The following is a 14,618-nucleotide window of genomic DNA, read 5'->3' as shown; positions in this document are numbered from 1 at the left end:
CTGCGGGAATACGGTGGACCTGTGACCGAGTCCTGGACTCCCGACCGCCGTCCCTCCCTCGCCGGACGCCTGGCGAGGCTCGGCTTCACCGACGCGGCCCGCGCCGAACGGCTCCTGCTGGAGGCCGAGCGGGACACCGGCGCCCGGCCCGGCGACGACCTGCTGGACGCCCTCGGCGGCACCGCCGACCCCGACCTCGCGCTGGACGGGCTGCTCCGCCTCCTCGCCGCCGCCCCCGAGCGGGGGGCCGGCCGCGAGCTGCGGGAGGCCCTCGCCAGAGAGCCCGGCACGCGAGAGCGGCTCACCGCCGTCCTCGGGGTGAGCGCCGCGCTCGGCGACCATCTGGCCCGCCATCCGGGCCACTGGGCGATGCTGCGCGACGGCCAGGGGACGCCCGCCGGGAGTCCCCGCGACGACCTGCTGGCGGCCGTCGGCGCGGACCCGGCCGCCGGGGACCCGGTCGCGTCCGGATCCGGCCCCGACACCCTCGTCGCGCTGCGCGTCGCGTACCGCAGGCGGCTCCTCGCCCTGGCGGGACGCGACCTGATCGGCGTGGCGGACGTCGCCGACGTCGCCGCCGAACTGGCCGACCTCGCCGCCGCCGCGCTGGAGGCGGGCCTGGCGATCGGCCGCGCCGAGGTCCCCGGGCACCGAACGTGCCGGCTCGCCGTCATCGGGATGGGCAAGTGCGGGGGACGCGAGCTGAACTACGTCAGCGACGTCGACGTGATCTTCGTGGCCGAGGCGCGGGGCGCCGGCGAGAACGATGAGGGCGAGCCCGAGGACGCCGCGCTGCGCACCGCGTCCCGGCTGGCGTCGGCGATGATGCGGGCCTGCTCGTCCAGCACCGAGGAGGGCTCGCTCTGGGAGGTGGACGCGGCGCTGCGTCCCGAGGGCAAGGCCGGGCCGCTCGTGCGGACCCTCGCCAGCCACCGCGCCTACTACGAGCGGTGGGCCAAGACATGGGAGTTCCAGGCCCTGCTGAAGGCCCGCCCCGTCGCCGGCGACGCGGGCCTCGGCGCCCGCTACCTGGACACCATCACCCCGATCGTGTGGAAGGCCGCCGAGGGGGAGAGCTTCGTCGAGGACGTCCAGGCCATGCGGCGCCGCGTCGAGGCGGACCTGGGCCGGCGCACCGCCGACTCCGAACGCCAGCTCAAGCTCGGCCCCGGCGGGCTGCGGGACGTCGAGTTCTCGGTGCAGCTGCTCCAGCTCGTCCACGGCCGCGCCGACGAGACGCTCCGCAGCCCGACCACGCTGGACGCCCTCGCCGACCTGTCGCAGGGCGGGTACGTCGGGCGCGACGACGCGGCGGCGCTGGCCTCGGCGTACCGGTTCCTGCGGCGCGTGGAGCACCTCGTCCAGCTGCACCGGCTGCGCCGCACCCATCTCGTCCCGGACGACGATGCCGGCCTGCGCCGCCTCGGCCGGGCCCTCGGCCTGCGCACCGACCCGGTCGGGGAGTTCACCGCGCTGTGGCGGCGGCACGCCCGCGAGGTCCGCCGCATCCACGAGAAGCTGTTCTACCGGCCGCTGCTGCGGGCCGTGGCGCGGCTGCCGGGGGAGGAGGCCCGGCTCACCCCCGAGGCGGCCCGCACCCGGCTGGAGGCCCTCGGCTACGCCGACCCGGCGGGCGCGCTCCGGCACATCGAGGCGCTGACCTCCGGGGTGTCGCGGCGCGCCGCGATCCAGCGGACGCTGCTGCCGGTCATGCTGGGCTGGTTCGCCGACGCGCCCGACCCGGACGCGGGCCTGCTCGGCTTCCGGCAGGTCAGCGACGCGCTCGGCACCACCCCCTGGTACCTGCGGCTGCTGCGCGACGAGGTGACGGTCGCCGAGCGGATGGCCTGGCTGCTCGGGTCCAGCCGCTACGCCACCGACCTGCTGCTGCGCGCCCCGGAGGCCGTCGCGATCCTCGGCAGCGACGCCGACCTGGCCCCGCGGCCCTTCAAGGCGCTCCGCTCGGAGGCACTGGCCGCCGTCCGCCGGCACTGGGGTGTTTCCGAGGGATCTGGCGGGACGTCGCCCCAGAACGCGGCGCGCGCCACGGCGTCGGCCGAGGAGGCGGTCGGGGTGGTCCGCGGGCTGCGGCGCCGCGAGCTTTTCCGCGTCGCCGTCGCCGACCTGCTCGGAATGGCGGACGTCCGGACGGTCGGGGAGGCCCTCACCGGCATCGCCACCGTCACCATCGAGGCCGCGCTCCGCGCCGCCGTCAACAAGATCGAGACGGCGGCGGGGGAGCCGCTGCCGACCCGGATGGCCGTCGTCGCGATGGGCCGGTTCGGCGGCCACGAACTCGGCTACGGCAGCGACGCCGACGTGATGTTCGTCCACGACCCGCTGCCCGGCGCGGACGAGCGGGCCGCCGGGCGCGCCGCCCACGCCGTCGCCGAGGAACTGCGCCGCCTCCTCGCGCTGCCCGCCCCCGACCCGCCGCTGGAGATCGACCCGAACCTGCGGCCGGAGGGCCGGCAGGGGCCGCTGGTCCGCACGCTGGCGTCCTACGCCGCCTACTACGCCCGCTGGTCGGAGCCCTGGGAGGCGCAGGCGCTCCTGCGCGCCGACCCGCTGATCGGCGACGCGGGGCTGCGCGACCGGTTCCGCGCCCTGATCGACCCGGTCCGCTGGCCGGAGGACGGCATCGACGACGCCGCCGTCCGGCAGATCCGGCGACTGAAGGCCCGGATGGAGTCCGAGCGGCTCCCGCGCGGCGTCGAACGGCGGCTGCACACCAAGCTCGGCCCCGGCGGCCTCGCCGACGTCGAGTGGGTCGCGCAGCTCCTCCAGCTCCGGCACGCGCACGAGATCCCCGGGCTGCGCACCACCCGGACCCTGGACGCGCTGGACGCGGCGGTCGGCGCACGCCTCCTTGACGCCGAGGACGCGCGCGTCCTCGAAGAGGCGTGGTGCCTGGCGACCCGCATCCGGGGCTCGATCATGCTGGTGCGCGGCCGCGCGTCCGACCTGCTGCCCACCGACCACCACAGGGAGCGCAGCGCCGTCACCCGCGTCCTCGGCTACCCGGGGGCGGGCGACCTCCTGGAGGACCACCGCCGCCACGCCCGCCGCGCCCGCGCGGTCGTCGACCGTGTGTTCTACGGCGCGGACTGACCGGCCGGTGTACTACCAGGGGAGTACGCGAGGATCAGGTGCGTCCGGCGCATCGGGTGGCGGCGGAGCCGGCCGTGGATCCGCTCGGGCCGCGGCCGGTGCGCTGCGAGAGGTGGTGGGAGGCGCGGGCCCGCGCGAGGAGAAGCGGTTTCGGGCACCGCGTGTAGAGCACCCACGACACCCACAGCGCGCCGCTGACCAGCGCGATCCCGGCCACGGCGTCCAAGACGTAGTGGTTGGCGGTGGACAGGATCACCACGACGGTCGTCGCGGGATACAGGGCGCCGAGTGCTTTGGCCCATTTCTGCGTGGCCAGCTTGACCAGGATGACCCCGCACCAGAGGGCCCATCCGGCGTGCATCGACGGCATCGCCGCGTACTGGTTGGTGAGGGTCCCCGAGGCGTCGCTGGCGTACAGGCCGAGCGAGTGCAGCGCGGTCACCGGGTCGACGAAGCCCTCGCTGTGCAGGAACCTGGGCGGCGCCAGCGGGTACAGCCAGAACCCGATCAGCGCGACCCCGGTGGCCACCATGATCGACGTGCGGAGCCACCGGTAGTGCTGCGGCCGGTAGCGGTACAGCCAGATGACGACGGCGAGCGTCACGATGAAGTGCATCGTGGCGTAGAAGACGTTGGCGGTGCGCGCCAGCCAGGGGATCGCCAGCAGCGTCTCATTGAGGTAGAGCTCAACGTCCATCCCCAGGGCGCGCTCCACGCCCAGTATCTGGTCGGCGTGCGCGAACGCCGGCTCCGTGCCGTCTTGAACCAGGACGATGCGCGTCAGCGTATATCCGGTATAGAAGAGCACGACCAGCAGAAGCTCACGCCATACCGGAGGTGCGGTGGGCACCCTGCGCCGCATCGCCGCGGCCGGCTTTCGCTGCTCGCCCTGCCTGGCCTCGGCGGCCTGGCCTCGGCGGGCTGCTGGGGGGGCGGTTTGAGCCATGGTACCTATCTTTGCCGCACGGCCCCCTGACTGTGATCACCGCGGCGAATGGTCTTCATCTCAGACTTGAGTAGTACGACCCTGATGCGGTATCCGGACTTTCGGGGGAGAGACCCGGGGGTTGCCTCCCCCTCCGCTCCTCCCCCGCGTGGAGGCGCTGAAGTTGATCAGGAGTCAGCATAGGAGGCTCTGGGTAGATCCCGACCGCCCCCCGTGAAACGAACGGGGGGACGAATGGCCCGTCATAGGGCGATACCTGACACCGTGCTCGTCGGCGCCGGTGCGCTGGCCGCTTCCGGACTGATCTCCTGCCTGGGCGCGACGCCCGTCCAGCGCACGGAGGCGACGGCCGCCGCGGCGGTGAGCGCGCCCCGCGCGACGGTCCGTCCACCGGACTGGAAGCGCTGCACCGGCCTCCCGGAACCGCCGCCGGGCGCCGACAGGTCGCCGGCCGGGTTCCGCTGCGCGACCCTGAAGGTGCCACTCGACTACACCAGGCCCTCCGGCAAGAAGATCGACATCGCGCTGATCAAGGTCCCGGCCACCGACCGGCGGCACCGCATCGGCTCGCTGCTGTTCAACTTCGGCGGGCCGGGCGGCGACGGCGTCGACACGCTCGCCCAGGTCGCGGGCCAGTACGCCGAACTCGGCGCCCGCTACGACCTCGTCGCGTTCGACCCCCGCGGAGTCGGACGCAGCACACCCGTGACCTGCGTCGGCGACCGGCGCATGGACGAGATCGTCGCCCGGGACGACAGCCCCGACACCGCCGCCGAGGAGAAGGCGTACATCGACGGGCGCGCCGCCTACGTGAAAGGGTGCGCGGCCCGCTCCGGCGACCTCCTGCCCCATGTCGGCACCCTGAACGCGGCCCGCGACATGGAACTGATCCGGATCGCCCTCGGCGACGGGAAACTCCACTACTTCGGGATCTCCTACGGCACCTGGCTCGGCGGCGCCTACGCGCACCGGTTCCCGGACAAGATCGGACGCGCCGTCCTCGACGCCGCCGTCGACACCCGGATCGGCAGCGTGGACCTCGCCCTCCAGCAGGCCGCCGCGTTCCAGCGCGCCCTCCGCGACTTCGGCGACGCCTGCGCACGGCTCGGCGGGAAGCACTGCCCGCTGGGCGCCGACGGCCCGTCCGTCGTGGAATCCATCGGACGGATCCTGGACGGCCTCGACCGCGATCCCCTGCCCACGTCCGGCGGCCGCAAGCTCACCCAGAGCCTCGGGACCTCCGGTGCGGCCGCCGCGCTCTACTCCCGCGACGCCTGGCCGTACCTCGCGCAGGGCCTCGTCGACGCGGTCAAGCGCCGCGACGGCACCCTGCTGCTCATGCTCGCCGACGTCCAGAACGGCCGCGACGAGGACGGGGCCTACACCAACCTGGCCGCCGCCAACACCGCGATCACCTGCGCGGACCGCGCCGACCGGCACACCCCGTCCGACGTCCGGCGGCTCCTGCCGAAGTTCCGCAACGCCTCACCGATCTTCGGGACGTCCATGGCGTGGGGCCTGCTGCAATGCACGGGCTGGCCGGTGAAGGGCGACGACGCGGCCCGCGAGGTGTCCGCCCCGTCCGCCGCGCCGATCCTCGTCGTCGGCAACACCGGCGACCCGGCCACCCCCTACGCGTGGGCGCCCGCCCTCACCAGGGAACTGGGCGGGCGGGCGACCCTCCTCACCCTCGACGGGGAGGGCCACGGCGCCTACGACACCGGCGACCCGTGCGTCCGCAAGACCGTGAACGCCTACCTTCTGCGCGGACAGGTGCCGGCCGCGGGCACGACCTGCGGCTGGGCGCCGGCTCGCCGTCCACCGCGAGCGGCCTTGGCAACTTTTGACCCTTGATCCCGCCGCCGGTATGGACTGGTCTAGACCGCATGAGGATGTACGGCGGCCGAACCATCGTGTCCATCGCCGCGACCGCGGCCCTCGGGCTGGCACCGTCCCCGCCGGCGCAGGCGCAGACGCCGCCGGGACGCGGCTGCGACCCCGACGCCGCCCTGTCCCGGATGACCGGCGCAGAGAAGGTCGGCCAGATGGTGATGGCGGTCACCGCGGACGGGCCGGACGGAATGCCGTCCGACGAGACCCGGCGCGCCGTCCAGGACCTGAAGATCGGCTCGGTCATCACCTCCGAGCCGCGCACGCCCGGCATCGCCGCCCGCTACGCCAACCGGCTGCAGCGCTGGGCGCAGGACGCCCCGCCGCACCTGCCGCTGCTGGTCTCGGGCGACTTCGAGTTCGGGACGACCCACAACGTCCGGGAGGGCACCACGCCGCTGCCCAACGCGATGGGCCTCGGCGCGGCCCGCGACCCCCGGCTCGCCCGCGAGGCCGCGGTCATCACCGCCGCGGAGGCCCGCGCCATGGGCTTCCACTGGAACTACGCGCCCGTCGCCGACGTCAACACCAACCCCGCCAACCCCATCATCGGCGTCCGGTCGTTCGGCGAGCGCACCGACCTGGTCGGCGGGCTCGTCGAGACGCAGGTCCGCACCTACCGGCGGGCCGGGATGATCGCCACGCCCAAGCACTTCCCCGGACACGGCGACACCGAGTTCGACAGCCACCTGGAACTGCCGGCCGTCACCTACGACCGCGCGACCCTCGAACGCGTCCACCTTCCCCCGTTCCGCCGCGCCATCGGCGCCGGCGCCGACGCGATCATGACGGCGCACGTGGTGGTGCGGGCCGTCGACCCGGAACTGCCCGCCACGCTGTCGCCCAAGGTACTGACCGGGCTGCTCCGCGAGGAGATGGGCTTCGACGGGCTCATCGTCACCGACGCCATGGACATGGACGCGATCGACGAGAACTGGGGCACCCGCGACGCCACCGTGATGGCGGTCAGGGCGGGCGCCGACGTCATCATGTCGACCGGCGACTACACGGCGCACACCGAGGCGGTGGACGCCCTCGCCGACGCCGTGCGCGACGGCGAACTGACCGAGGCGCGGGTCGACGCGTCCGTCCGGCGGGTCCTCGCGCTCAAGTGCGGGTACCGGGTGGCCGCCCACCGCTATGTCAGCCCCGGGATCGCCGAGCGGATCTCCGGGAACCGGATCTTCCAGCGGCGCGCCCTCCGGATGGGCCTAGCCGCCACGACCCTGGTGAAGAACGACGGAGCCGTGCTGCCCTTCGACCCGGAGTCACGAGCCCGGACGCTGGTCGCCGGCGCCGTCCAGACCGAACCGTTCGCCGACGAGGTGGCCGCCGTCGCCCGCGGCCCCGTGACGCGCTGGCAGGCCGCCACGACCGACCCGGCCGATGCCGAGATCGCCGAGGCCGTCCGGCAGGCCGCCACCGCCGACCGGGTGCTCGTCGCCACGTTCTCTTCCGGCAAGCTGCCCGAAGGCCAGGCGAGACTCGTCCGCGCGCTGCGGGCGACGGGCAAGCCGGTGGCGGCGATCGCGATCGGCCTTCCCTACGACCTGGCCTCCTACCCGGACGTCGAGGCGTACGTCGCGACCTACGGAACGACCGCGCGGACCCAGCGGATCGACCTCACCATGCACAGGGCGGCGGCCCGCGTCGTCTTCGGCGAGCAGCCGGGCGGCCGCCTGCCGGTCACGATCAACGGCCTCTACCCGTACGGCCACGGCCTCCGCTACTGAACGCCGCCCGGCCGGACGACCTGCTCCACCTTCATCGGCTCCCGGAGGGCGCCGCCGACCGTGCAGTACCTCTCGTGCACCCGCGCGGCCACGGACTTCAGCACGTCCTCGGCCTTGCCGTCGCCTTCGGGCAACTCCACGTCATAGGTGACCGTGATCGTGCCCAGCGTGCTGGTCGCGACCTTGTCGGCCTGGACGGTCGCGGCGAGGCGCGCCATCCGGTGCCCGCGCTGCGCGGTGAGCGGCTCCACGGTGACCAGCTCGCAGCCGCCGAGCGCCGCGAGCAGCAGCTCCACCGGCGTGAAGACGCCCTCGGCGTCGGAGTCCCCGATCGCGACCGTCGCGCCGCGGTCGTTGACGGCCCGGAAACCGTCCCCGGTGCGCTCCACCCTGACCTCGGCCATGACATCCCCTTTGATCGTCTTGGTCTCCGCCCACGTGAACAGCGACCCCGGGTGCGTTCTTCCCGGTGCCTCAGGACGTGCCGAGGCGCTCCTGCTCCTCCTCGACGATCTGCCGCGCGAGGGCCTGCTCGGAGATGTCGGTCGCGTCCGGCGTCTGCTCCGCCAGATCGCTGCGCCGCGCGTACTGGTCGAACAGCCTGGTCTTGGTGCGCAGGATCTTCAGCATCCGCTCGTCCACGCCGTCGGGTGTCAGCAGCCGGTGCACCTGCACGGTGCGCACCTGGCCCATCCGGTGGGCGCGGGCGACCGCCTGCGTCTCCATGGTCGGCTTCACCTGCGGCTCACACAGGATGACCACCGAGGCCGCCTGAAGGTTGAGCCCCACCCCGCCCGCCTGGATCTGGGCCAGCAGGACGGCGTGGCCGGGTGCGGCGGTGAACTCGTCCGCCACCTCCTGGCGTCTCACCGGTGCCACGCCGCCCGAGATCGGCCCGTGCACCTTCGGGCCGAGCGCGTCCTCGACGGCGGCCAGCACGTCCCGGAAGTAGGAGAACACCACGACCTTCAGCCCGTTCGCCTCGGCCTCCTCCACCAGCTCCCGCAGCCGGTCGAGCTTGGCGGACTTCTCGGGGACGGCGTACGCGGCGCGGCGCATCGCCATGAAATTGCCGTCCGCCACGGCCCGCCGGTAGGCCGCCTCGTCCGCCGCGCTGAACTCCTCCAGCTCGTCCACTTGCACGACCTCGGGCAGCTCCACGAGGACGTCCTTCTGGTTGCGTCGCAGGTAGACGGGGGCGACCGCCGACCGGAACGCCTGCGGGCCGAGCACCGCCTCGCCGGGGCTGACCTCCTTCGCCAGCTCGGGCCGCAGATGCGCGACCAGGCTGCGGAACTCCTCGACGCGGTTCTCCATCGGCGTGCCGGTGAGGAACAGGACCCGGTCCACCCGGCGGCACCACGACGCGACCGTCTTGGCGCGACGGGTCTCGTGGTTCTTGGCGTAGTGGGCCTCGTCCACCACGAACATCGCGACGTCGAGGTCCAGCGGGACGTCCACCGTGGGCAGCGTGGCGAACGTCGTGACACCGATGCCGCCGCCGGCGACGAAACCGGCCAGCGCCTCGTCCTTGCCGGGACCGTGCAGCGGATGCGCCGCAAGCGTGCTGCGCGCCTCGATCTCGCGCACCCAGTTGATCAGCACGCTCGCCGGGCAGGCCACCACGAAATGCGTCCCGCCCCCGGCCCGCAGATGGGCGATCGCCGCGATCGCCTGGATCGTCTTCCCGAGCCCCATCTCGTCGCCGATGATCACCCGTTCCTGGACGAGCGCGAACCGCGCCCCGAACGACTGGTAGCCGCGCAGCGAGACCCGCCGGTGTGTGTCATCGAGGGGCTGCGCCTTGACCCGGGCGGCCAGATCACTCGGGACGAAGCCCTCGGCGGCCTCCCGTGCGGGCTCCACGGACGCCAGCTCCGCCAGAAGGGTCTGGTAGTCGGACGCGCGGAGCTCGAAGTCGATCCACGCCTCGTCCGCCGAGACGGCGGGCCTCAGCAGATCGACCGACGCCTGCGACATCAGCAGGCCGGTGCCCCGCGAACCCTCCGCCTCCACGGCCTGTGCCAGCTCGCTCAGCGCCTTCTCCGCACGCTCCCTCTTGGCCGGCCGCGCGAACAGCCTCCGCCACCACGACCCCGCCGGCCTCGCGTCATGCGCCAGCGGGCCGACCAGCGCCGCCAGCCGTTCCGCCGCGGCGCGGGCGCGCGGAACGTCCGGCCCGGCGTTCACCAGCCGGTGCAGCGCGATCACGAGCGGCGTCGTCACCTCGTCCCGCCGCTGCAGGTCGACCCGTATCCCGGCCGACCGTTCCGCCGCCTCCGCCAGGCTGCCCGCCGCCGCGTGCACCTGCCCGGCGGTCTGCGGCCCGATCCCCGGCACGAGCTGCAGCCGGTACGGGGTGGTCTGCAGGACGTCCGCGACGGTCGCGAACCCCGCCTTCTCCAGCGCACCGACCCGCAGCCGCCCGCCGGTGACGTCCTTCAGCCGCTCGACCGGGATCGACCCGAGCTGCTCCCGCGCCGCCTCCGCCCGCAGCGGCGCCAGCGCCCTCTGCACCTCCCCGAGGGCCCGGTCGTGATCGGCCTGCAGATCACGTGCGGCACCCAGCAGTGAGTTCCCGTCCCGCAGGACGTCCTTGGGGTCGTACGCCATCCCGCTCCTCAGCCACATCGCCCCGCACATGATGCCAGCGCGCCGCGGATTCCGCCCTGGCTGGAATCCACCGAGCCCGGAGACCGCACGTCAGGCACAGGTGGTGGTGCGGATCGTTGATCGCCGACCCGATGCGGTGATCACGGAGGTGCTCGACCGCGCCGGAACCCTGCGGCGACGTGACCGTCGGCATCGTCCCGTGCCCGGTGACGGCGCCGGGAACATTTGTCCAAGACCGGTGGCCGACCGCCCGTGCATAGTCCCGGTATGAGTCAGTACGACGTTGAGCACTCGCCCCGGATGCACGTGGTCCGCGACGGCCCGCGGGAGGCGCCGCCGCTGTTGCTGATCCACGGCTCGGGGGCCTCGGGCGGCTCATGGAGCCCGGTGGTGCCGGCGCTCGCCGGCCACCACCACGTCGTCCGCGTCGACCTCCCGGGCTGCGGCCAGTCCCCGCCCGCGCGGTCCTACGACGTGCCCGACCAGGCGGGCAGGGTGGCGGCGCTGCTCGACGACCTCGGCCTTCGCGGTGTCGCCGCGGTCGGGCACTCCAGCGGCGGCTACATCGCCACCGCGCTCGCCGAACAGCGCCCCGACCTGGTGAGGTCGCTCGCGCTGATCAGCACCGGTCCGAGTCTCGACGCGCTGCGTCCGCAGCCGTTCCTCCTCCGGGTCCTGCTGGGTCCGCCTGTCGGCCCGCTCCTCTGGCGGAGACGTTCGGACGCGATGATCCGCAGTGGGATCAGGGCGACGGCCGCTCGCCCGGTGGACGTCCCGGACGACTTGATCGCTGAAGTACGGGGCACCACCTACCGCGCGTTCAGGATGGCGTCGCGCCGGAACACCGCGTACATCACCGAGCAGAGCGTGCCCGACCGTCTCGCCGCCCTCGGGGTCCCAGTGCTGGTGGTCTTCGGCGCCGCCGACCCCCGCTGGGAGCCGTCGTCGGCGCACCAGTACGACGCGGTCCCGAACGCGCGGGTCGAGCTGGTGCCCCGGGTCGGGCACATACCGATGCTCGAAGCGCCCGAGGCGACCGGAAAACTGCTGCTGGGCTTCACGGCGGTGGGCCCCCCGCCCGTGATCCCCGAGGCCTAAACTGGTCGCGTGCCGTCGACCGGGACACCACCCGACTGGGACTGGGCCTGGGTGGACGTCGCGGTCCCGCGCCCTTCGGGTCAGCTGCCGGGGGTCAGCATGGCCGGGTTCGGCTCGCGTGCCCCCGCGGTCGCGGACATCGCCATGGTCGCGCACCCGTCCGTCACCCTGCTCGTCGACCTGAGCGAGGGAGAAGGCATCGTCTGCCGCACCCGTGGCCGGCACGAGCGCGGCAGTGTCGCCGTCGGGCTCCTCCCCGGCGATCTTCGGGCGGGCGGCCGGGTGGGCGAGTGCCTCCAGATCCGGTTGGAGCCGGTCGCGGCGGCCGCGGTGCTCGGCGCGTCGGCCGAGCTCAGCGGGATGGTGGTATCCCTCGAGGACGTCTGGGGCCGCGACGCCGGGCGAGCCGAGGACAGGCTGCGCGCCGCCGCGTCGTGGGACGAGCGGTTCACGATCGCGGCGGAAATACTCGGCCGACGGCTGAGCGCCCGCCCACGGGTCGATCCGGAGGTCGCCCACACCTGGCGGCGGACGCTCACCAGCCGGGGGCGGATGCGGGTCGACGGCCTGGCGGACGAGGTCGGCTGGAGCCGCAAGCGCCTGTGGTCACGCTTCCGCTCCCAGCTCGGCATCACCCCCAAACGCGCCGCCCGGCTGGTGCGGTTCGACCACGCCGCCCACCTTCTCGCGGCGGGTCACCCCGCCGCCGACGTCGCCACCCGGAGCGGCTACGTCGACCAGTCCCACCTCCACCGCGAGGTCAAGACCTTCACCGGGCTCACGCCCACGGCGGTGGCCGCCGCACCGTGGCTCGCGATCGACGACGTCGCGTGGCCGGCTTCATCGCCGACCCGGCGGCCCGCGGAGGCCGGCGAACGCTTCCCCGACCTTCGTTGAACGGCCTGCCTACGGCGAGGCGGCCTTCCTCACGCTGCGAAGCTTCCGGATGGGGCCCACGTGCGGGATCCTCAGCCGGTGAGTTCGAGTGCCGGCCGGTCGCCGCGGGGGAGGCGGCGTGCCTGCGCACCGAGGTGGGCCTCTCTGAGGTCGTCCATGAAAGCCTCGCACAGCGGTCGCCCGCCCCGGTCCAGCGTCTCGGCGTGGCGGCTGAGCCCGTCGTCGGCGCCCAGCTGGCGGTGCCCCCAGATGCCGAGCTGGACGAGCACGGGAACCAGTGCGATGGAGCGCTCGGTGAGGCTGTAGATCGCCTTCTGCTTGTGGGTGGGGTCGTCGCTTCTGGTGAGCAGCCCGGCGTCGGTGAGGCTGCGAAGGCGCTCGGCGAGGACCTTCGTCGAGATGCCCTCGTCCGAGGCGAGCAGCTCGCGGTAGTGCCGCTTGCCGGCGAACATGACGTCGCGGAGCACCAGCAGCGACCAGCGGTCCCCGAGCAGCTCGACCGCCAGGTTGACCGGACATTCCGAACGGTTCATGGACGCCATCATGCTTCCTTCGCCACACTGGTTGCTTTTCTAAAGCACTCTACCTAGGCTTGAACTGCTTTCGAAAGGTAAGTAGTCGTCCGACGGGGAGGCATCATGCCAAAGCAGACACCGGTGGCAGAGGCGCTCACACCGACAGGCAAGGGCACCGGCGTGACGCCGGGGGCAGGCGTCCTGGACTGGTCCGAGGTCGAGCGCCGATTCACCCAGGACGGCTGGCGCTGGCTGGCGACGGTGCGCCCGGACGGGGCGCCGCACGTCATGCCGGTTTTCGGCGCGTGGTCGGAGTCGGTCCTGTTCGTCGTGTCCAAGGCCACCGCGCGCAAGAGCCGGAACCTCGACGTGGACGGGCGATGCGTCCTGTCCGCCGATGTGGAAGGTGCGCATCTGGTCGTCGAGGGCGACGCGAGCCGGGTTCTCGATGAGGAGACGCTCGAGCGCGCGTCCGCCGCGTTCGAGCGGGTTTACGGGTGGCCGACCACGATCGCCGGCGCCGAACTCGACGCCGACTACGGCGCGCCGACCTCGGGCGGGCCCCCGTACCGCGTCTACCAGATCGTGCCGAGCAAGGTGTTCGCCCTGCCGTCGGCGGGCGACTTCATGCCCACCCGCTGGCGCTTCACGTGACGACACCAGGTACGCGCGTGCGCCTCGGCGGTTCACCCGCACCGCCGTCTCGGTGAAAGTGAGCCACACCCTCCTTCTGCGAGCCCGCGCTGGATGATCACGAACCAACTGATCAATTCGTACAGGACGGGCTCAAGGGCCGGCGGCGAAGGCGACGCCGCTGTGGGGTACGTTGTCGCGTCGTGCTCAAGACCGCCTGGATCTCGACCGGATCAGCACCACTGGCGGTCCCCGGCCGCCGACGCCACGGACAGTCCACTCCTCCCCAACAAGGTCGCCGAAAGGGTCCGTCTCCTCCGCTATGACGCCCGGACCTTGCCATATCGGCAATTTCGCGTGCCAGTCGTGGTGGCTCGGCGCCAGAGTGTGCGCAACCGGTCCTGCGAGGAGAGCATGAGCATTCACAACCAAGCCGCCCGCTTCTGGGACGAGCGATCCGTCCAGGCGCGCCGCCTCGGCAAACGCGACACGGGGCCCCCTTCGACCGGACCCGGCGAGAGGGACGTGCTCGTCGGCTTCCTCGACTACCTGCGCGCCGCCGTCGCGGCCAAGGCCGAAGGGGTACCCGAAACCGCGGCCCGCGCCCCCGGCGTGTCGTCCGGGACGAACCTGCTGGGGTTGATCAAGCACCTCACCCACGTGGAACGGCAATGGCTGCTCGGCCACGAGGTGGCCGACTGGCAGGCCACATTCCACCCCGCCCCAGATGACACCACCGAAACGATCCTCGCCGCCTACCGGGAAACCATCACCGAAGCGAACAAGGAGATCGCTTCCTGGGACGACCTCACCGAACCAGGCCCCGCCCTGGCCAAGCGCGGCCGCCCGGGGCCGTCCCGCCGGTGGACACTGGCCCACCTGATCGAGGAAACCGCGCGGCACGCAGGACACGCCGACATCCTGCGAGAGCTGATCGACGGCACCACCGGACGCTGAACACAGATCGGAACCGCACCGGGACATACTGCGCGCCGCGGCCCGCGATCCACTTTGGAGGTGCGTTGCGCATCTGGTGGCGCAAGGCCTTGCGCGTCCGCTCTATCTCGCCGAGTGCGTACGCGTCCTCCGGGGTGAGCGCAGGGGTCGGGTAGAGCATGAGCACAATGATCGCGTCGGAGCGGCGGGGACGCCGAGGGGCCCGGCGGCGAGCCGCCGGGCCCC

General features: G+C 73.1%; 11 protein-coding genes. 7 read left to right on the top strand and 4 right to left on the bottom strand.

The window, feature by feature from the left end:
* Window positions 1–21 precede the first annotated feature (21 nt).
* Window positions 22–3,111 carry a bifunctional [glutamine synthetase] adenylyltransferase/[glutamine synthetase]-adenylyl-L-tyrosine phosphorylase gene (locus ACTWPP_RS18475; RefSeq protein WP_443105508.1) on the top strand — a complete coding sequence of 1,030 codons (3,090 nt, stop codon included), beginning with the start codon at window positions 22–24 and terminating at the stop codon, window positions 3,109–3,111.
* Between the two features lie 34 nt (window positions 3,112–3,145).
* Here ACTWPP_RS18475 and ACTWPP_RS18470 read toward each other — a convergent pair whose 3' ends face one another.
* Window positions 3,146–4,057 (bottom strand): phosphatase PAP2 family protein, encoded by a 912-nt coding sequence (locus ACTWPP_RS18470; RefSeq protein ID WP_443105507.1) that lies wholly within the window; start codon window positions 4,055–4,057, stop codon window positions 3,146–3,148.
* A gap of 234 nt (window positions 4,058–4,291) precedes the next feature.
* Between ACTWPP_RS18470 and ACTWPP_RS18465 the strand changes: the two genes are divergently transcribed.
* Both ACTWPP_RS18465 and ACTWPP_RS18460 read left to right on the top strand, forming a co-directional pair.
* Window positions 4,292–5,911, top strand: a complete 1,620-nt coding sequence (locus ACTWPP_RS18465; protein ID WP_443105506.1) for an alpha/beta hydrolase — start codon at window positions 4,292–4,294, stop codon at window positions 5,909–5,911.
* A 32-nt stretch (window positions 5,912–5,943) separates the two neighbouring features.
* Entirely contained in the window at window positions 5,944–7,680 is a 1,737-nt protein-coding gene (locus ACTWPP_RS18460; protein ID WP_443105505.1) for a glycoside hydrolase family 3 protein, read from the top strand.
* Here the strand turns inward: ACTWPP_RS18460 and ACTWPP_RS18455 are convergent.
* Window positions 7,674–8,084 (bottom strand): OsmC family protein, encoded by a 411-nt coding sequence (locus ACTWPP_RS18455; RefSeq protein ID WP_443105504.1) that lies wholly within the window; start codon window positions 8,082–8,084, stop codon window positions 7,674–7,676. The genes ACTWPP_RS18460 and ACTWPP_RS18455 overlap by 7 nt on opposite strands.
* Window positions 8,085–8,154: 70 nt before the next feature.
* Window positions 8,155–10,293 carry a DEAD/DEAH box helicase gene (locus ACTWPP_RS18450; RefSeq protein WP_443105503.1) on the bottom strand — a complete coding sequence of 713 codons (2,139 nt, stop codon included), beginning with the start codon at window positions 10,291–10,293 and terminating at the stop codon, window positions 8,155–8,157.
* Window positions 10,294–10,560: 267 nt separating this feature from the next.
* Here ACTWPP_RS18450 and ACTWPP_RS18445 point away from each other — a divergent pair, with 267 nt between their 5' ends.
* Both ACTWPP_RS18445 and ACTWPP_RS18440 read left to right on the top strand, forming a co-directional pair.
* A complete protein-coding gene (locus ACTWPP_RS18445) occupies window positions 10,561–11,391 on the top strand; it encodes an alpha/beta fold hydrolase (protein ID WP_443105502.1) in 831 nt (276 codons plus the stop codon).
* A gap of 9 nt (window positions 11,392–11,400) precedes the next feature.
* A complete protein-coding gene (locus ACTWPP_RS18440; RefSeq protein WP_443105501.1) occupies window positions 11,401–12,288 on the top strand; it encodes a helix-turn-helix domain-containing protein in 888 nt (295 codons plus the stop codon).
* A gap of 71 nt (window positions 12,289–12,359) precedes the next feature.
* Here ACTWPP_RS18440 and ACTWPP_RS18435 read toward each other — a convergent pair whose 3' ends face one another.
* Entirely contained in the window at window positions 12,360–12,821 is a 462-nt protein-coding gene (locus ACTWPP_RS18435) for a winged helix-turn-helix transcriptional regulator (RefSeq protein ID WP_443105500.1), read from the bottom strand.
* 105 nt (window positions 12,822–12,926) lie between these two features.
* Here ACTWPP_RS18435 and ACTWPP_RS18430 point away from each other — a divergent pair, with 105 nt between their 5' ends.
* Together ACTWPP_RS18430 and ACTWPP_RS18425 are read left to right on the top strand one after the other, a co-directional pair.
* Entirely contained in the window at window positions 12,927–13,457 is a 531-nt protein-coding gene (locus ACTWPP_RS18430) for a pyridoxamine 5'-phosphate oxidase family protein (RefSeq protein ID WP_443105499.1), read from the top strand.
* A gap of 393 nt (window positions 13,458–13,850) precedes the next feature.
* Window positions 13,851–14,393 (top strand): DinB family protein, encoded by a 543-nt coding sequence (locus ACTWPP_RS18425; protein ID WP_443105498.1) that lies wholly within the window; start codon window positions 13,851–13,853, stop codon window positions 14,391–14,393.
* Window positions 14,394–14,618: the final 225 nt, after the last annotated feature.

Origin of the sequence: Actinomadura sp. 3N407 (assembly GCF_052245875.1) — a bacterium.
Classification (GTDB): Bacteria; Actinomycetota; Actinomycetes; order Streptosporangiales; family Streptosporangiaceae; genus Spirillospora.
Note: the sequence above shows the minus strand (reverse complement) of the source record. Positions and strands in the feature narration are given on the sequence as shown.